28 protein-coding genes are annotated in these 14667 nt (G+C 36.0%); 17 read left to right on the forward strand and 11 right to left on the reverse strand.

What is annotated here, in order from left to right:
- Positions 1-46: 46 nt before the first annotated feature.
- Both AC6EI0_RS02355 and pstS read right to left on the reverse strand, forming a co-directional pair.
- Entirely contained in the window at positions 47-226 is a 180-nt protein-coding gene (locus AC6EI0_RS02355) for a hypothetical protein (protein ID WP_498522892.1), read from the reverse strand.
- Between the two features lie 120 nt (positions 227-346).
- Entirely contained in the window at positions 347-1318 is a 972-nt protein-coding gene (gene pstS / locus AC6EI0_RS02360) for a phosphate ABC transporter substrate-binding protein PstS (protein WP_498523487.1), read from the reverse strand.
- A 469-nt stretch (positions 1319-1787) separates the two neighbouring features.
- On the opposite strand from pstS, the gene AC6EI0_RS02365 reads away from it, so the two are divergent.
- The 9 genes from AC6EI0_RS02365 (at position 1788) to AC6EI0_RS02405 (ending at position 5790) form a co-directional block, all read left to right on the forward strand.
- Positions 1788-2018: a TIGR02450 family Trp-rich protein gene (locus AC6EI0_RS02365; RefSeq protein ID WP_011823827.1), complete on the forward strand. Its 231-nt coding sequence runs from the start codon at positions 1788-1790 to the stop codon at positions 2016-2018.
- A 712-nt stretch (positions 2019-2730) separates the two neighbouring features.
- Positions 2731-2925: a Signal peptidase I gene (locus AC6EI0_RS02370; protein WP_498522893.1), complete on the forward strand. Its 195-nt coding sequence runs from the start codon at positions 2731-2733 to the stop codon at positions 2923-2925.
- Positions 2926-3102, forward strand: coding sequence for a hypothetical protein (locus AC6EI0_RS02375; protein WP_498522894.1), 177 nt, complete (start codon positions 2926-2928; stop codon positions 3100-3102). It abuts the gene before it with no gap.
- A 33-nt stretch (positions 3103-3135) separates the two neighbouring features.
- Positions 3136-3270 (forward strand): hypothetical protein, encoded by a 135-nt coding sequence (locus AC6EI0_RS02380; protein ID WP_011294994.1) that lies wholly within the window; start codon positions 3136-3138, stop codon positions 3268-3270.
- Between the two features lie 127 nt (positions 3271-3397).
- Positions 3398-3643: a hypothetical protein gene (locus AC6EI0_RS02385; RefSeq protein ID WP_498522895.1), complete on the forward strand. Its 246-nt coding sequence runs from the start codon at positions 3398-3400 to the stop codon at positions 3641-3643.
- 70 nt (positions 3644-3713) lie between these two features.
- Positions 3714-4124, forward strand: coding sequence for a DUP family protein (locus AC6EI0_RS02390; protein ID WP_498522896.1), 411 nt, complete (start codon positions 3714-3716; stop codon positions 4122-4124).
- 87 nt (positions 4125-4211) lie between these two features.
- On the forward strand, positions 4212-4553 hold the full coding sequence (locus tag AC6EI0_RS02395; RefSeq protein ID WP_498522897.1) for a DUF1330 domain-containing protein: 342 nt from the start codon (positions 4212-4214) through the stop codon (positions 4551-4553).
- Positions 4554-4644: 91 nt separating this feature from the next.
- Entirely contained in the window at positions 4645-5493 is an 849-nt protein-coding gene (locus tag AC6EI0_RS02400) for an LOG family protein (protein WP_498522898.1), read from the forward strand.
- A gap of 15 nt (positions 5494-5508) precedes the next feature.
- Positions 5509-5790, forward strand: a complete 282-nt coding sequence (locus AC6EI0_RS02405; protein ID WP_498522899.1) for a hypothetical protein — start codon at positions 5509-5511, stop codon at positions 5788-5790.
- On the opposite strand, the gene AC6EI0_RS02410 is transcribed toward AC6EI0_RS02405, so the two are convergent.
- Positions 5767-6177, reverse strand: coding sequence for an MAPEG family protein (locus tag AC6EI0_RS02410; protein WP_498522900.1), 411 nt, complete (start codon positions 6175-6177; stop codon positions 5767-5769). The two genes, AC6EI0_RS02405 and AC6EI0_RS02410, sit on opposite strands and share 24 nt — an antisense overlap.
- Before the next feature lie 208 nt (positions 6178-6385).
- On the opposite strand from AC6EI0_RS02410, the gene AC6EI0_RS02415 reads away from it, so the two are divergent.
- Together AC6EI0_RS02415 and AC6EI0_RS02420 are read left to right on the forward strand one after the other, a co-directional pair.
- Complete coding sequence (locus AC6EI0_RS02415) at positions 6386-6550, forward strand: hypothetical protein (protein ID WP_269605828.1); 165 nt, start codon at positions 6386-6388, stop codon at positions 6548-6550.
- An 8-nt stretch (positions 6551-6558) separates the two neighbouring features.
- The gene (locus AC6EI0_RS02420) at positions 6559-6756 is read left to right on the forward strand and encodes a hypothetical protein (RefSeq protein WP_498522901.1); all 198 of its coding nucleotides are present in this window, start codon (positions 6559-6561) and stop codon (positions 6754-6756) included.
- A gap of 12 nt (positions 6757-6768) precedes the next feature.
- Here the strand turns inward: AC6EI0_RS02420 and AC6EI0_RS02425 are convergent, their stop codons facing one another.
- Both AC6EI0_RS02425 and AC6EI0_RS02430 read right to left on the reverse strand, forming a co-directional pair.
- On the reverse strand, positions 6769-6933 hold the full coding sequence (locus tag AC6EI0_RS02425) for a hypothetical protein (protein WP_498492141.1): 165 nt from the start codon (positions 6931-6933) through the stop codon (positions 6769-6771).
- Positions 6934-7091: 158 nt separating this feature from the next.
- Complete coding sequence (locus AC6EI0_RS02430; protein WP_498522902.1) at positions 7092-7253, reverse strand: hypothetical protein; 162 nt, start codon at positions 7251-7253, stop codon at positions 7092-7094.
- Between the two features lie 193 nt (positions 7254-7446).
- On the opposite strand from AC6EI0_RS02430, the gene AC6EI0_RS02435 reads away from it, so the two are divergent.
- Entirely contained in the window at positions 7447-7581 is a 135-nt protein-coding gene (locus AC6EI0_RS02435) for a hypothetical protein (RefSeq protein ID WP_498522903.1), read from the forward strand.
- A 123-nt stretch (positions 7582-7704) separates the two neighbouring features.
- Here the strand turns inward: AC6EI0_RS02435 and AC6EI0_RS02440 are convergent, their stop codons facing one another.
- Together AC6EI0_RS02440 and AC6EI0_RS02445 are read right to left on the reverse strand one after the other, a co-directional pair.
- Positions 7705-7971, reverse strand: coding sequence for a hypothetical protein (locus AC6EI0_RS02440; RefSeq protein ID WP_498522904.1), 267 nt, complete (start codon positions 7969-7971; stop codon positions 7705-7707).
- A 357-nt stretch (positions 7972-8328) separates the two neighbouring features.
- Positions 8329-8484, reverse strand: coding sequence for a hypothetical protein (locus AC6EI0_RS02445; RefSeq protein WP_269605837.1), 156 nt, complete (start codon positions 8482-8484; stop codon positions 8329-8331).
- 127 nt (positions 8485-8611) lie between these two features.
- Here AC6EI0_RS02445 and AC6EI0_RS02450 point away from each other — a divergent pair, with 127 nt between their 5' ends.
- Both AC6EI0_RS02450 and AC6EI0_RS02455 read left to right on the forward strand, forming a co-directional pair.
- The gene (locus tag AC6EI0_RS02450) at positions 8612-8779 is read left to right on the forward strand and encodes a hypothetical protein (RefSeq protein ID WP_257473357.1); all 168 of its coding nucleotides are present in this window, start codon (positions 8612-8614) and stop codon (positions 8777-8779) included.
- 70 nt (positions 8780-8849) lie between these two features.
- On the forward strand, positions 8850-9146 hold the full coding sequence (locus AC6EI0_RS02455; protein WP_498522905.1) for a hypothetical protein: 297 nt from the start codon (positions 8850-8852) through the stop codon (positions 9144-9146).
- Positions 9147-9259: 113 nt separating this feature from the next.
- Here the strand turns inward: AC6EI0_RS02455 and AC6EI0_RS02460 are convergent, their stop codons facing one another.
- On the reverse strand, positions 9260-9778 hold the full coding sequence (locus AC6EI0_RS02460; protein WP_498462833.1) for a hypothetical protein: 519 nt from the start codon (positions 9776-9778) through the stop codon (positions 9260-9262).
- 440 nt (positions 9779-10218) lie between these two features.
- A complete protein-coding gene (locus tag AC6EI0_RS02465) occupies positions 10219-10419 on the reverse strand; it encodes a hypothetical protein (RefSeq protein WP_498522906.1) in 201 nt (66 codons plus the stop codon).
- Positions 10420-11130: 711 nt separating this feature from the next.
- Between AC6EI0_RS02465 and AC6EI0_RS02470 the strand changes: the two genes are divergently transcribed.
- Both AC6EI0_RS02470 and AC6EI0_RS02475 read left to right on the forward strand, forming a co-directional pair.
- Positions 11131-11991 carry a PD-(D/E)XK nuclease family protein gene (locus AC6EI0_RS02470; RefSeq protein WP_498522907.1) on the forward strand — a complete coding sequence of 287 codons (861 nt, stop codon included), beginning with the start codon at positions 11131-11133 and terminating at the stop codon, positions 11989-11991.
- A 57-nt stretch (positions 11992-12048) separates the two neighbouring features.
- Entirely contained in the window at positions 12049-12687 is a 639-nt protein-coding gene (locus AC6EI0_RS02475; protein WP_498522908.1) for an SOS response-associated peptidase, read from the forward strand.
- 58 nt (positions 12688-12745) lie between these two features.
- Here the strand turns inward: AC6EI0_RS02475 and AC6EI0_RS02480 are convergent, their stop codons facing one another.
- Positions 12746-12919: a hypothetical protein gene (locus AC6EI0_RS02480; RefSeq protein ID WP_498522909.1), complete on the reverse strand. Its 174-nt coding sequence runs from the start codon at positions 12917-12919 to the stop codon at positions 12746-12748.
- 382 nt (positions 12920-13301) lie between these two features.
- Between AC6EI0_RS02480 and AC6EI0_RS02485 the strand changes: the two genes are divergently transcribed.
- Positions 13302-13805 (forward strand): hypothetical protein, encoded by a 504-nt coding sequence (locus AC6EI0_RS02485; protein WP_498522910.1) that lies wholly within the window; start codon positions 13302-13304, stop codon positions 13803-13805.
- Positions 13806-13926: 121 nt separating this feature from the next.
- Here the strand turns inward: AC6EI0_RS02485 and AC6EI0_RS02490 are convergent, their stop codons facing one another.
- Positions 13927-14124, reverse strand: coding sequence for a DUF8647 family protein (locus tag AC6EI0_RS02490; protein WP_498522911.1), 198 nt, complete (start codon positions 14122-14124; stop codon positions 13927-13929).
- Positions 14125-14667: the final 543 nt, after the last annotated feature.

Raw genomic sequence — 14667 nt, forward strand, 5'->3', positions numbered from 1 at the left:
ATCCCATATCAATTAAAAATAAATTAAATATCACGCTAAAGAAATACTACTGAACCTCTGATTCTCGGTCATATTCAAGTCCAACTTCATTCATCCAAGCTGCTTTCGTTTTACAGTTTTTACCATGCTCGGCTAGATGTAATCCCTCAATCGAAATAAATAAAAATAGTAGTGAAACTGGAACCCACCAAATGGGTGATCCAACTATTTTCTTCCAATTATTCATTGATTCTTTTTTTTCGTATTAAAGAGCTTATTTTTTAGCTTAAGTTAGGAAGTGACTGGCTAGCAAAAAAGACATTAAAAAGGAGGCTAATGCCTCCTTTTTAAGAGCATGAGGTTTAATTTATTTACCAATACGCTTTACAGCAGCGCGAGACTTGGAAAGAATATCACCTTTTAGAGGAACAAATCCAAGAGAAGGAGCCTTAGCCTGGGCTTTATCACTTAGTAGGTAGTTAAGTGAATCTTTAATGGCATCAGTGTTTTTACCATTACCAGTTTCGTAAGCAAGAATCCATGTAAGGGTTGCGATTGGGTATGCACCCTTGGCCTTAGGGTTGGGATTTTTTCCGGCTAGATTTTTATCTAGTTGTATTCCATTAAGAGCAATCGCACCAGCCTCAGTAGTTGGCTGTAAGAACTCTCCTGATAAATTCTGGAGAGCGGCTGCTTTGATTTCACCTCTTATATATGACTGGTTTACATAGCCAATTGCACCAGGAGTGTTTCGAATAACGCCAGCGACACCAGCATTACCTTTACCACCAACACCAGCAGGCCAGGCGACAGATTTACCTGTACCTAAAGTCCAGGTCTTTGAGAAAGCTTGCATGGAATTTGTAAAAGCCTTCGTAGTACCCGAGCCATCAGAACGATGCGCCCAAGTTAGTTTTCCTTCAGGGCAACCAACCTCTTTCCAGTTTGTAATTTTACCCATAGCAACACGAACTGCTTGCTCTTGAGTAAGTTTAAGATCGCAATCGTAGTTATAACCAAAGGCAATAGTGCCACCAACCATTGGGATTTGAACTAATCCACGCGTCACTTTTGCAATATCTGTTGCTTTCATCGGATCATCAGACGCACCAAAATTAACGGTTTCATCAATGAAAGCTTTGCGGCCAGAACCTGAACCAACAGCCTGATAGTTAACACGAGGTCCACCCTCTTTAGCTAAGTCAGAAAACCATCGAGTGTAGATTTTAGCGGGAAAAGAGGCTCCAGCTCCGCTTAGTCGAGCACCCGCAAGGGCACTTCCTCCTGAGCCAAGAATAATTAAAGAGGAAAGAATAATACTCTTCTTAGCAAAGCTAATCAAAGGTCTGCGACGTAAAAGCAATGGAAGCATAGAACGCGAAGGTACTGTCATTAATCAATATTTATTGATATAATCAATATAGCTTGATATAGAGCTTGTGGCAAAAACTAGTTCAAAATAAAAATATATTTTTATGGAGCGAAGCGGTAGATTCACAAGCCATAATAGGATTGATGTTTGGTTGGAAACCAACCAATAGAACAATCAAGCATTTAATAAGGAGTTGAAAAACAAAGTAAAATATCTTCTAATAATCCTAGTCTTAATAATCGGCACATCTATATCTATTAGGCAATACAAAAACACATATCCAGATCCTAGTGAGAGAAAAGATTTATCTGTTAAAGGAATCTTTCTAGATTAAAATGTAATGTTTACAAAAATATAAAACATAAATAAGGTTTAAGGGTATAAATTTAGACTAAAATAGATAAAGAGTGAAGGCTTGAAGAAAAGAGGAAACTAAATGAGATGGCCACCGAATGCAGCTTGGACCTCAGCCGTAAAAAGAGAAGGTTATCGACATTTTGAAGTTAAAAGCTATGGAGGCAAAAAAGATGAACGGTGGGTAGAACTATTTCCAGTTAATAACAACGAAATTCTTATAAGAGTTCCATGGTCGGAATTAAAAACATACTCAAAATGGACGAGTGGATGGCTTCAGTTGCCAAAAGATGAAGACTGCGATGGAAACTAATCTTAAAGAAAATAAAAACCAGAATTTTTGAGTAATTATTCCTAAACGGCTGGCGGCGGTTTGTTCTTATATTTTTAGAACTTCTCAGGACAACCTTCTTTTTATACTGAGCTTTAGAAGGTTGTTTCTTTGAATAAGAAACGTCAGTGCTCCCCCCCAGAAGCCAATCAATTATCGCCCTTGGTAATTGACTGTCTGACGTACATTAATCCTAAAATCTCCTTTTCTTCGATGGTTCTGTAGGACCGTACGTCTTAGGTAGGGAAACCGTAGCAAGAATAAAACTCTTTTAATTAGACATTTAAAAAGGGCCCTAGGGGGCCCTTTTCTTTACCGATTCTTTGGAAGCTTCTGGATATTGGTGGCCTGGGGCCAAGTGTCTAGTAGAAAGGCTTTTGTACTCCGTTAGGGCACCTAAACGATGCAGAGGAGTTTCGACTGAATTGACGCACCTATATCATTGATCCTTGTCGCATCAGACGAATAGCCTACTTATTCATTGAGAATGTTGGAGCAGGAACCAGAATTCAGTTCGCTTCTCTTAAATACTCAGGTGGAGTGTCGACCATAAATGGTGCCTCTGAGCTCAACAAATGTATCTTTGCTCTATTCGCACCTCAACGCAATCAGCCTTAATGCCCATTGCATTTCCACTTAACCTGATCAAAAATAGTAAGTTTGGGGTCAAAGTAGGGTCTAATTAATAAAAAACATGAATCAGTCTCCAGAGAAAGAGAAGGGAATGAGCTTTATTAAAAAAGCTGGTAAATGGGCTCCTTTAGTTGGAGGAGCATGGATTGTTCTGAATATTGTTGTTCCATTAGCTCTTCTTCGTATTCCTGCAGTCCAAAAATACTTAATAGTACTGGAAGACAAACTCCCTTTTGACATTCCAGGTATTGGTTAGATGGCAACAGAGATTATTTGTTTTTTCTTGCTTGGTATTGCAGCACTGCTTCTAAATGCTGGACTCGACGCTCAAGTTCTTCAACTCTTTTGGCTAATTCTTCCATTAGTAATCAAATTAAGTTTCGACAATATAACCAGAAAGAAAGCACTCCTCTTCAACAAAAAAACGAAATAAGGGCTAAGGTCGTGAAAAATTAGCCGAAAAGCTTTGAACGAGTTACAAGCATTGACGCTATCAGGGGCATTAGCTGTATTTGCTATTACCTGGCTATTTTTTGGTTTTGGGGATGACGATGATGATGGAGGCGGAATGATGAGACCTGTCAGACAAAATGCAGATTAAAATCAGTTGCTAATTAGAAAGGGAAAAGCCTCGATTTGAAGAAGACATTCCAAGAGTATTTTTACAAGTCATAAAGCTAATCAAGCTTCTGATCAAGGATTAGCCTAAGTAATGAGAGCATGGATATATGAAAAATTTTCTGATCAAATTAGCTGTATTCGTATTCATTGTTTTCTCTGGATTTAATAGTGCTGAGGCTGTAATACAAGGCTGGGTTCCACCAGAGGATTATGGAGAAGGTGACTCATATGAAATGGGAATGGAATCCGAAGAAGAAGCTGTAGGAATGGATTCACAAAGTGAAGAGTTGAGTGTGGCAGATATTTTTGGGGATGAACAAGTTTTTCCTTTTCCACCTGGTCTAGGCAATTAATCAAAAGGCAAACATTCGCTTTAGTAAGGTAGATGCAGATAACTATCTAACTTTTAAGTTTGTTGAACTAATGGCAGCAATAAAAAAAGACTCAGAGCCTCTAGATAACTTATCCAGTCAAGAGATAGAGGATATTGTTAGATCAAACGAAATCTTGGATCAAGAAAATGAAAGACTAATCAAAGAAGAAGAAATAGAGGCACAAAGATTTTCAAAGACAAAATCTACAAAAAGATTGCTTAGACGATTAAGAAGATCTCCACTTGAAGTGATAAATCGATCACTATTTTTTGTATTCATTGGTAGTTTTATCTTTTCCTTTGTCTCTGTTTACTCAATCAATAAAATGTGGTTTATCTTTTATGTCATCAGTGCCTTCTCATGTGTGTTATATACTCCCAATAGACAAGCCCTCAAGGAACTAATTGCAGCATGGCCTAACATCGAAGATCTTTTAAAAAAAAGAAGTCTATGGAAATAAATTATTGAGACTTATAGGGCATAGATTTTAAAATTATTTTTTGAGCTAAGTCTGATCTATCCTAAATTCATAATTGATTAAAAGGTAATGGATAAGAAAGGAGCCAAAGGGTACTGGATCTCAACTGCAAAGGTTATTAATCAAGAATTATTTAATGAATATGTCGAAAAAGTTGGACCATGGCTAAAAGAAAATGGTGGAGAGGTATTTGCGAAAGATACAGACCCAATAGGAAAAGAAAAAACTGAAGATTCAAACCTAGCCGTCATTTGTGAATTCCCATCAATGCGAATAGCAGTAGAAGCTTATGAATCCAGTGAATATACAGAGCTATCAAAGCTACGTACAGCCGCGACAGTTAATTCTACTTTCACAATCATGGAGGGAATGGACGAGGCTACAAAACTTAGAAGAGCAATGGGAATGTAGATAATGGCATCAGCCACTTCACCATTCATTTCATGGATGAATGCATTGAACTAATTCCTTACCGCATTAAAACTCAAGGAGGCATATTTTGATGAGTACTCAAAATAGAAGTGACGATCCAGAACTAGTCAGGAAAAACCTTGAATTAATTATTAGTTCGAACAATTACCAATTAGCCCATGAAGATAGAGAGTTACTCAATAGTGATGAAATGAGAGGAGTGCGAATGCTTCTTGAAATTAATAAACCAGAAAAAATCCTAGAACAACAAAATATTCTATCAACAATCATCGTCTTTGGAGGAGCGAGCCTTACCGATAAAAGCTCTATAAATAACAGACTTGAACTAGCGAAGAACTCTCTCACCAAAGATCCGAGCTCATCTGATTTACAGAGAGAAATAACACGTCTAAAGAATTTACAATCGATATCTCATTACTACGATTCGGCCAGAGAATTCGCAAAGATTGTCTCCAGACAAAACCAAAAAGAACACTGCAATTCACATGTAATTGTCACTGGTGGCGGCCCAGGGATTATGGAGGCTGCCAACAGAGGTGCTTTTGATGCCGACTGTAAATCCATAGGTTTAAATATAAGTCTTCCAAACGAACAACATCCCAATGCTTATATCACTCCTGGGCTTTGCTTCAAATTTAATTATTTCGCCTTGCGAAAATTTCATTTTGTGATGCGATCAGTTGCAGCTGTCTTTTTCCCTGGGGGATTTGGAACATTTGATGAACTCTTTGAATTACTAACTCTTCGTCAAACAGGAATGAAAACACAAATCCCAATTATTCTATTTGGTCGAGATTATTGGTCGAAAGTGATCAACTTTCAATTTCTTTCAGACCATGGACTTATCTCAGATGAGCACATGAATCTCTTTCAATACGCCGATAGTGCTTCAGAAGCATGGGACATTATCAAACAATAAACGTATCATCTGATAATGGATTGGAAAACATCACTAGATTGGTATTGTTCAGGCAACATTCTCGAGGAAGAGGATATTGAGCTTTTAGAAAAACATTATCAACAGGTAATCAAAGAAATCGATACGAATCTCTCCCTTGAACTAGCTCCAAAACATATTTGTAATCAAACCAATATTCCAGAGGGAAGTTCTTGGTTTACAGCAGTAGCAGTTGTACTTGATCGATTAAATCCTGTTAAGACTGGCAAGCCAAGAAGTTTAATCGTTGATCAATTAAGAAGAAAGCAAAGCAGTTAACCCCTCTTTATACAAAAGAATTGAACATAAAAGGCCCGATGCCCAACAAAGTCCTCTAGCAGGAGGAATATCGCCTACATAAGCACCGATATAGATAAACCTAACAATTGGGTGAACCCACGCAGCTATTACGGCCACAGGAGAGACAACACCAGCAATCAGACATAGCAAACATGCAGGAGCGTGAAGAGTTATGCTCTCCCAGCAATTTTGATGACACCAAACAGCTCTTTTGCCAAAATCGGTGAGCTCATTAAATAAAGCTCTTGGAGCACTCATATTCTCGGCCGAATATCCAGCTTTGACTCGGCCATAAGTTAGTGGCCCAATTGACAGCAAAACAACGAAGGCAGACAGGCAAAGGCTCCAAGCAAAAGCTGTTTCCATGGAATAAAAAATGATATTTCGAGCTTAAGTGAGGCAGAGTCAAAATGAGGATCAAAGGTAGGTTTAAATTGATATGCCAAAGGTTAATACAAATAAAATTTTCAAAGAGAAGATAAAAACACAATATTTAGCTCATAAACTTGTTATCCTCTGGGAGTCATAAAGAGTTCTGCTCGACTAAATCACCAATTATTAAAGCAATCCAACCATGGACTGGGATTCTGCAAAACAACATTGCAACGAACGAAACTGGCAATGGTCATTGGAATTAATCAATCAGGCTCAAAAGGAGATGGAAGAGTTAGAAACGAAACTAAAAAAATGTGAGGATCAACAGAAAGCTAATCGTTTATATAACGCCTGTAATTACTAATGGAAGAAATGAGCGCAACAATAGTTCCATTGGGTTCACTTGCCCTTATATTTGCTGTGATTTCAATCCTTGTCTTCCTTAGGAAAGCAAGTATCGCAAGACAAGCTGATGAGTCTATAAAAAATAGAATGGAAGCAAAAAGGAATGAAAAGACCGAATCTCTTGAAGAGCAAAAAAAACGCTTAGAAATTTTGCTTAGAAAATAAAAAGATACATACTTACAAATTATCGTCGCTTATTTTCCCAATCCTTTTAATCGGATTTGACCCATCTCTGTGATTAGCTGGATCAAATGGAAAATTTGTATCTGGTCCTAAAAGATCATCAATACTTTTTGTATCCATTGAGCCTTGATCATTTTCAATATCAACATCCGTTGTCATTAACACCGGCTGTGCTTCAACTGACTGGAAGCAAATACTAATTACTAAAAAAAGGGAAAATAATAATCCAAACCAAGTTTTTATAACACTGTTCATTGAGAAGTAAAAGATTAACTAATTGCTCAAGGAAAGTATATTTCCTTATTTATTTTCAACTACTAGTCGTCAAAAATAAGACATGCAGGAGAAGAAGGATTTAAAGCACACTCTCTCTCCCAGTATGAAGCTATTGCTGTCATTCCTCTTTTGACTGCCTCGTGCTTTCTACCTATATCACCCATATTCTCTCTGGGGACGCTAAATGAAGTTTGAAGTTTCATAGTTTCCTCTTCAATTAATTTTGGTATAAACCATCAAGAAGGCCTATGGCAAGTGAATTTATCCTCATCTTTCTTTTAAATTATTTTAGAGTCATCAATTAAAATATTTTTAATCTGGGAAACTCAAATTTTGACATCTGATGAATTGCTTAAAAAAAGCGAAATCAACCCAAGCAATTAAGGGTAATAACAAGTGACTTCAACAATAATTTCAATAATGACATTAGGCATCACTATTATAGGAATTTCAGCTTGGTGGGTCACAACCACCCTCAAGGAAGGTAACAAGGCACTTGAAGAAAGCCAAAAAGAGAATCTAGACAATTAACACTTTCTTAGATTTAGATACAAAGCAATGCGTTGAGAAAAACAATTTGAAAATCTAGTAAAAAAAGCACCTCCACTTAAATAGTGGAGGTGCTAAAAACACATTCTATAGACCAACTAACAGTTACTTCTTATTAAGAGAAGCCTTAACCTTTGTTGGAGACAAAGCTTTAAGTTCCTTTTTTATCACATTTTGACGTTCATCAAGAACTTTAACACGAGCTTTAAAGCTCTCTTCTAGTCTTTTTCTGGTGTCCTCGATGTCGTCGAGTTCCTCTTGACGTTGATTACGCTTAATCTCTTCAAGCTGACTATCAGAAACCACATAAACAGTTCTGGTAGGTGCAATTAAAGAATCAGAGAAAAAAGTATCGAAGAGTGAAGTGTACATAACTTTTCTTTCGGAGTACACAACTACTCTGCCCTAAAGTAATTCAGTTAGGGATGAGGCATACCGTAGAAATTGATTCGGTAAATACAACTCACTTCGGTTGCTACTACTCAAAAAATAGGTATACCGACCTCTAAAATTTTTCACAAAGCGTCTCTTGAAAGAGATTACAAAATAATGGCTACATATTCACTCTTACTTGGAATCCTAGTGATAATAATTTCATGGAAATTCTTCAATGACTGGGCTTCTGGCCTGGCAGGATTTATTTATGGTGGCATCTTATTTTGGAGTATCAAATTATTTGTTCAACTCATTAAAACTTTATTTGGATAAAAAATGATGTCTACATTGAAATCAAATGAAACTACTAAAGCCATGTTTTAAGCCCCAAAAGATAGTCACCAAAATTGCTGACAAAGGTAGTGCGATGGCAAGTGTTATATTGATTGTTCTAAAAATCTTCCCAACTCCATTACTCGTATCTTTAGAAGGATCAACGATAAGTGGCATAGCGAATACGTAATTTTTTTATTTATAGGCGCAATTTCTATTCTATTGGTTAGATTGTCGTAATTATCGAGACACTCTCATGTATTTATTAGGTCTTGGACTATTAGTTTTAAGCACTTGGTATCTGATGAAGCTATACACAAATTTCAATAACGATCCGATAGCAAAGAAAGAAATCGACAATGCATGGCAAGAAGCAAAGAAAGAAGCAAAAGGTAAAAATCCTTTTGCACCAGGAAGAATTAAAGAGGCTCTCAATGCATATAAAGCCGATATGAATAAAAAAGACAACTAAAAGATAGAAAATCCAAATAGATAAAAATATTTCTAAAAAGTAGTTAAATTGGTTTTTTGTAGATTTAGTAGTGACGCCCTCATTAGTTCTAATGGATTATGTAGACAGAAAGACACTGAATGACGAACAACTAGAATATCTCGAGCAAGTTTTAAAAGCATCAATTCAGAAATTAAAATTCACTGGTATGGAACCTGTAATTGCTAATAATGAAATATGTGATGCAGCACTCATTTCCCAGGGTTCGTATGAAATAAGTTGTATTGCGTCCATACTTGATATGCTTCAGCCAACAGAAAAAAGAATGGAGCGCAAAAAAAAGGTATTCAACGCTCTATGTAATGCAGGTTTAATAGTTACTTATTAAAGAAAAAGGCCTACCTGAGCAAACAAATCCAAATAAATACAAGCAAGATATCCACCAAAAATACCAGTGAGAGGCATTGAACCTCTCATGCCGCCTGCCGGTCTGGGTAAGCTTTATTTAGCAGCTTCAGGTGCTTTTCTGGCTTTGCGTGCACGTCTAGCAGGTCTACCAGCACTTGGCTTAACAACTGCAGAAACCTCAGCTTTAGCTTTGGCTGCAGCCTTTTTAGCTACTGGCTTTTTAGCTACTGCTTTCTTTGCTGTTGCCTTTTTAGCGACAGGCTTTTTAGCTACTGCTTTTTTAGCTGTGGTTTTTTTTGCTGCAGCAGCTTTGGGAGCAGAGCCTTTACGTGTGCGATGAGAAAGAATTAAAGCCCATTCATCAGCGCTAATATTTGCTGGCTTATTTCCATGAACCTCAGAAACTTTAGCTGCTTTTTCGATATCTTTAATTAGGTTTTTCCAAGAAGCTGCGTAACGTTTATCAGACTGAGATTTAGCACCGCTTTCAACAAGAGTTTCAACGACTTGAGAAGCAGTAACCTTCTTACGACGTCTGTTAAAGATCTCCTTTTGCAAGGTAGCAATCAAGGCATCACCTTTAGCACTAACTTTGATGGATAACTGAGACATAACTCAATAATTACTTTCTTAATACATCTATCACATATAGGGTATTAAATTCAATAGTCAATGGTTAATCGACTACTAAATTTTCATATATCTATCAATATAGATTAAAGTGACACCTTCAAATAAATGGATCTTGACTATAAAGCCATATCAAGTGGGCGAGACAAAAGCAAAAAACGAATATTAAAACAATGAAGTCAATAAAGCTAATAGACCTCATATGCTGATCAAAGATCGAATGGGAACACTAATAAGCGAATTGATCTATTCAAAGTGTCAGGCCACCTCTGGACACCAACCAATCTCTCTCACTTGTTGCCGCATATAAAGAAGATAACGTGAAATCAAATGGTCTCCATGAGGAATAAGACGACGATGAAAATGACACGAAAGAATTGTTCTGAAATTCTTTTCCCTGGAATAATTGAGATGCTGACATGTCACGCAAACGCAAGCTGAACATGTATTTTTGAGAATCGCTTTCTAAATGAATTACCACTCTTCTTCTTGACCGAAGATCTGATCGGAGAAAGTTTTTTTGGGGTGAGTCGTAGACATTGACCAATTCCAATAGGTTGGGCTACGGAAGATATCCATTCTTCAGCCTTAAAGACAGCATACGGGGAAGCAGATGGAGTCATTCACCTCTAGCAGTACACTTGTACCATAATGAACCACCAGGTAATGTCAAGACATGTATTTCAAAACATCTAAAATATGTCGCCAGTAGTACCAACATCGAACAAACAAGATGCTCAAGCACGGTGAATGATTCAAGGATATAAAGGCTAAATAAAAATAATTAAACGGATAGGTCCACCAAAAACAAAAGAGACATAAAAAAGCCCTCATCTGATGAGGGCAAAATAAACTGCTGAAGGATCCCCATCACCCAGCTTTTCAAAAATAATAATCAAATCAATCAGATTAGGCAACATTAAAGCACCATATGTTTTATCTCAGACTTAAATGCACACCATCTGTAGGGGGGGGGTTGATTTATATGGGAAATAGGGTTAGAAATAGTATCCCCATCACCCAGACCCGTAGGACACCATACCTAGGGTCTTTTTTATTGGAAAACCTTTTATAGAGGGATATCGTCAATATTAAGCACATATGATCTGTGGAAAACTTTTGTTATTTGAATGAATTTGCGAGCTATAAAAATATGTACTTACCTAAATCTTCGAAAAGTAGCTTATAAAAGTTTAAAAACGATTAATTGAAAAATCCTTCTCAATTAAGTAAAAAGGTTCTAAATTTTTTAATTGATAGGAAAAAAACAATTGGGATAAAGAAATTAAATCTATCGAATAAATCCAATTGAAATCTTTATGTGATTACACAAAATGATTGATCTCAAAAGAAATAGCAAAAAAGAACCAATTGAAGCCACAGGCCTACGAAGTCGTAAGTCTTCTCTATATAAGCCAAATCAAAAAGAAGATTTCAAAATTAGTAGAGGTCGTTTCTCAAATTTTCTAACGTGTCAAAGGTGCTTTTATCTCGATAGGGTAAGAGGTCTTGATCCTCCTGGGACTCCAGGTTGGACTCTTAATGAAACCACTGACCTATTACTAAAAAAAGAATTTGACGATTGCAGGCAAAAGCAGGTTCCACACAGAATATTTGCATCTAATGGACTATCTCATGTTGTTCCATTTGATCATCCTGAAATGGATAACTGGCGAAACTCTCTTCATCGGGGACTAATGCATCGTTACAAGGATACCGGAATAATTTTGACTGGAGGTGTAGACGATATTTGGCAAGACACTATTACAAGACAACTAATAATTGTGGATTACAAATCACAAGCAAAAAACGGACGAGTTGATAAGAAAGATTATTTAGAGGATCCTTTTCATGAGGCCTATAAAATTCAAATGGACTTTTATGCTTACTTACTCTCGGGGATGGGTTTTAGTGTTCATCCAATATCTTATTTTCTAGTTTGCAATGCAAAAAGGGATGAAGATGAATTTAATAAGACCATGCGTTTTGATGAATATCTTGTTCCCTACAAATGGAGCAATGATTGGATAGAAAGTCGACTAGATGAAATGATCACACTAATGAATCAATCAGAGATTCCGGAATCAAATCCTTCATGCAAGAACTGCGCCTATGCAGATCAATATTCGAAAATACTATTTTCAGGAAATTCAAGTAAAAAAGAAATTACACAAGGAACTTTGCCATTATTTTAAGAACGCTAATAGTTTTAAAAATGATTCTGATCAAAAAGCCTCTGAAGGATTAATGGGATGTGCGGAAGATATCAGCTATTAACAAAATTTATAAATTTACCAGATCTTTTAAAAAAAGATGTTCCAAGGGGATTGAGGCAAAATTATGAACCACAAATATTAATCAAACCAGGTTCTCCAATTCTTGTTCTTAAGAATGAAGGCAAGACACAAACATCCATAATGCTATGGGGGTTTATATCTGAGTGGAGTAAAGACCCTTTTGACAAGACAAGGCCAAAGCCATTTAACGCGAGATCAGAAAGTGTTGAAGAGAAGAAACTTTTCCGTGCAAGCTGGAGGCATAAGAGATGTTTGATACCAGCCAGTGGTTTTCTAGAAAAAGGTCACCTAATAGGTAGAAAGGATTCTCAAACTTTCTGGTTAGGAGGACTCTGGAATCGATGGATGTCTAAAGAAGGATGTGAACTAGAGAGCTGTTGTGTGCTAACGACCGAACCAAATGATTTAGTCAAACAATTTCATAACCGTATGCCCGTTGTTATTCCAAATGGGCTAGAAGAAGAATGGATCTCTTCAGTTAAAAATGCTCAAGACCTTAAAGTTTTAAAACCGCTAATGACTAAATGGGATCCAGAAGAATGGGCAGCCGAGCCAATAAACAAACCTAATGCCGACCAATTATCCTTCCTATAAAATCAAGACAAAAAAGGGCTTATACAAGCCCTTATATACATTTTATAAGATCAGGACTTTAATGATCGTGATGCAGTTCTGCCGAGCTAGGCATTTCATGGGCAGAAGACAATTTCTTCAATGATTGAGATCCACAAATAGCAGACAGAGCGATCACAACCAAGGATGCAGTGCTTAACAACTGAAGCACTATCGGGAGATGTGAATTAATTTTTTCTCTAAAGGTAGTCATTTGGGAAGTTAATTAACACTCCATTCAAACAAAAAGCGTAAGCACCGTCCATAGCTTAAATATTATGAACTAAATAGCTAAAAGCAAAAAAATAAGCATAAATAAATTTAGTCCTACTGTTAAGAGTGATGTACTTGGTTTAAATTCATTATCCAAAACTAGGGACTCACTCTCCTATTGATTTCTAATTATGACCTAAATATTTAAAAGTCTCATAAGATACATAATTAAAATTAGATATTGAAAGAAAGCTCATGAATAAATAAATGTACAATTAAAGTAATAATTAACTCAAAACTACTCATGGCTAAAAAATTAATAAAGCCTAAAACCACTAGACGTCAGATATCTGATTAAGATTAGTCATACAAAATCAATTGTGATGGACGAAAATAAAATGGATCTTCCTTCTCTAGACAAACTTAAAGAATTAGAAAAAAGCGCAAGAGTAGATGGGAGTGGCATTGAATTTGACTCTCTATTAGGACTATGGAAATTTAATTCAGTATGGAAACAGGGATCAGATACAGAAGATACGATTTCAAGCACTTTGCTACAGGTTCTTTCAGCCAGTCTAGAGTTGAAGAAAGATACACAGAATCCAGAAGAAGAGAAATTTACTATCGCCAACGCAATTAAATTTGGATTACTAACTCTGAGATTCAGTGGCTACGCAAATTTACAAAGGAAGCAACCATTACTACCCTTTTCCTTTGATTGGATTCAAATAAAAATAGCTTCATTAACTATTTTTAAGAGTTCCCTACCGGAACCGGATCAGAAGAAAAGACCATTTTTTGCACTAATAGCTATTGACCCAAATGGTAAATGGTTGTCAGCAAGGGGAAAGGGTGGAGGACTTGCTTTATGGGTAAAAGATAAATAAGTTATCAGCAATGAAATATCCTCAGATAATTTGTTCTGCAAATTATTTTAAGATTATTTTTTTAAAAACCAATATCTCTGTACACATATTAATTTTCAAATGTTACACAGACGTAATGACATCAGGCGATAACTTTATTTCTTAGAGAAATCCTATCTATAGAATTTGGATGCTCTCGAACAAATTGATTGAACTCAATAGCTAACTGCCTAGCTTCAAAAGCATCAATAGCATAAAACCCTAACTCATGTCTTTTGTTAGCTAAATCACGGTAGCTAACAGCGTATCTTTTGCAGGATGTAATTGGTCTTGAAGACAATTTTTTAAATATCAACTATTCACATCCTAAAAACAACGAAATAGTTCTGAAAGAAATCTACCGAACAATTTGGGATAGGAAACCGAATATAAAAAGACATAATGCTTTTGAACAATTAGATGTCAAATAATATCAGAACTAAATTCTTGATGACTATTGTCACAACCAAATTTTTACTAAATTCCATTTTTTCAAATTGTATAAATTGTAAAAGACTTGAAAATAACAAAGCACCTAAACATTCAATTATTAGAAAATCTAATTACATTAATAAATTATACTTTATAGATTTGGTATTTCTCCCTACATACAGACATTAAGTAAAAAGGTAACTTTAAAAAAATTATTCAATTAATTAAAGTTATGACTTTAGATATTTACAAAGCGATTGTTAAAGCCACCGACCAAGGGAATTTATGGGGACTCAAACGAACTGATTACTAACTATGTTTAAATTCACCAAATTTAAGTTTATTCAACTCATTATATTATGGAATCTACCAATCCTAATTTTATTCATAGGAATAATCTCAATACCCATGG

It is taken from the genome of Prochlorococcus sp. G5PB11 (assembly GCF_059772425.1).

What these genes read in the sequence shown, in the direction of transcription:
- AC6EI0_RS02355 (WP_498522892.1), bottom strand. Translation starts at nt 226, where the DNA reads ATGAATAATTGGAAGAAAATAGTTGGATCACCCATTTGGTGGGTTCCA.
- AC6EI0_RS02365 (WP_011823827.1), top strand. Translation starts at nt 1,788, where the DNA reads ATGAGATGGCCACCGAATGCAGCTTGGACCTCAGCCGTAAAAAGAGAA.
- AC6EI0_RS02370 (WP_498522893.1), top strand. Translation starts at nt 2,731, where the DNA reads ATGAATCAGTCTCCAGAGAAAGAGAAGGGAATGAGCTTTATTAAAAAA.
- AC6EI0_RS02375 (WP_498522894.1), top strand. Translation starts at nt 2,926, where the DNA reads ATGGCAACAGAGATTATTTGTTTTTTCTTGCTTGGTATTGCAGCACTG.
- AC6EI0_RS02385 (WP_498522895.1), top strand. Translation starts at nt 3,398, where the DNA reads ATGAAAAATTTTCTGATCAAATTAGCTGTATTCGTATTCATTGTTTTC.
- AC6EI0_RS02390 (WP_498522896.1), top strand. Translation starts at nt 3,714, where the DNA reads ATGGCAGCAATAAAAAAAGACTCAGAGCCTCTAGATAACTTATCCAGT.
- AC6EI0_RS02395 (WP_498522897.1), top strand. Translation starts at nt 4,212, where the DNA reads ATGGATAAGAAAGGAGCCAAAGGGTACTGGATCTCAACTGCAAAGGTT.
- AC6EI0_RS02400 (WP_498522898.1), top strand. Translation starts at nt 4,645, where the DNA reads ATGAGTACTCAAAATAGAAGTGACGATCCAGAACTAGTCAGGAAAAAC.
- AC6EI0_RS02405 (WP_498522899.1), top strand. Translation starts at nt 5,509, where the DNA reads ATGGATTGGAAAACATCACTAGATTGGTATTGTTCAGGCAACATTCTC.
- AC6EI0_RS02410 (WP_498522900.1), bottom strand. Translation starts at nt 6,177, where the DNA reads ATGGAAACAGCTTTTGCTTGGAGCCTTTGCCTGTCTGCCTTCGTTGTT.
- AC6EI0_RS02415 (WP_269605828.1), top strand. Translation starts at nt 6,386, where the DNA reads ATGGACTGGGATTCTGCAAAACAACATTGCAACGAACGAAACTGGCAA.
- AC6EI0_RS02420 (WP_498522901.1), top strand. Translation starts at nt 6,559, where the DNA reads ATGAGCGCAACAATAGTTCCATTGGGTTCACTTGCCCTTATATTTGCT.
- AC6EI0_RS02425 (WP_498492141.1), bottom strand. Translation starts at nt 6,933, where the DNA reads ATGACAACGGATGTTGATATTGAAAATGATCAAGGCTCAATGGATACA.
- AC6EI0_RS02430 (WP_498522902.1), bottom strand. Translation starts at nt 7,253, where the DNA reads ATGAAACTTCAAACTTCATTTAGCGTCCCCAGAGAGAATATGGGTGAT.
- AC6EI0_RS02440 (WP_498522904.1), bottom strand. Translation starts at nt 7,971, where the DNA reads ATGTACACTTCACTCTTCGATACTTTTTTCTCTGATTCTTTAATTGCA.
- AC6EI0_RS02445 (WP_269605837.1), bottom strand. Translation starts at nt 8,484, where the DNA reads ATGCCACTTATCGTTGATCCTTCTAAAGATACGAGTAATGGAGTTGGG.
- AC6EI0_RS02450 (WP_257473357.1), top strand. Translation starts at nt 8,612, where the DNA reads ATGAAGCTATACACAAATTTCAATAACGATCCGATAGCAAAGAAAGAA.
- AC6EI0_RS02460 (WP_498462833.1), bottom strand. Translation starts at nt 9,778, where the DNA reads ATGTCTCAGTTATCCATCAAAGTTAGTGCTAAAGGTGATGCCTTGATT.
- AC6EI0_RS02465 (WP_498522906.1), bottom strand. Translation starts at nt 10,419, where the DNA reads ATGACTCCATCTGCTTCCCCGTATGCTGTCTTTAAGGCTGAAGAATGG.
- AC6EI0_RS02470 (WP_498522907.1), top strand. Translation starts at nt 11,131, where the DNA reads ATGATTGATCTCAAAAGAAATAGCAAAAAAGAACCAATTGAAGCCACA.
- AC6EI0_RS02475 (WP_498522908.1), top strand. Translation starts at nt 12,049, where the DNA reads ATGTGCGGAAGATATCAGCTATTAACAAAATTTATAAATTTACCAGAT.
- AC6EI0_RS02480 (WP_498522909.1), bottom strand. Translation starts at nt 12,919, where the DNA reads ATGACTACCTTTAGAGAAAAAATTAATTCACATCTCCCGATAGTGCTT.
- AC6EI0_RS02485 (WP_498522910.1), top strand. Translation starts at nt 13,302, where the DNA reads ATGGACGAAAATAAAATGGATCTTCCTTCTCTAGACAAACTTAAAGAA.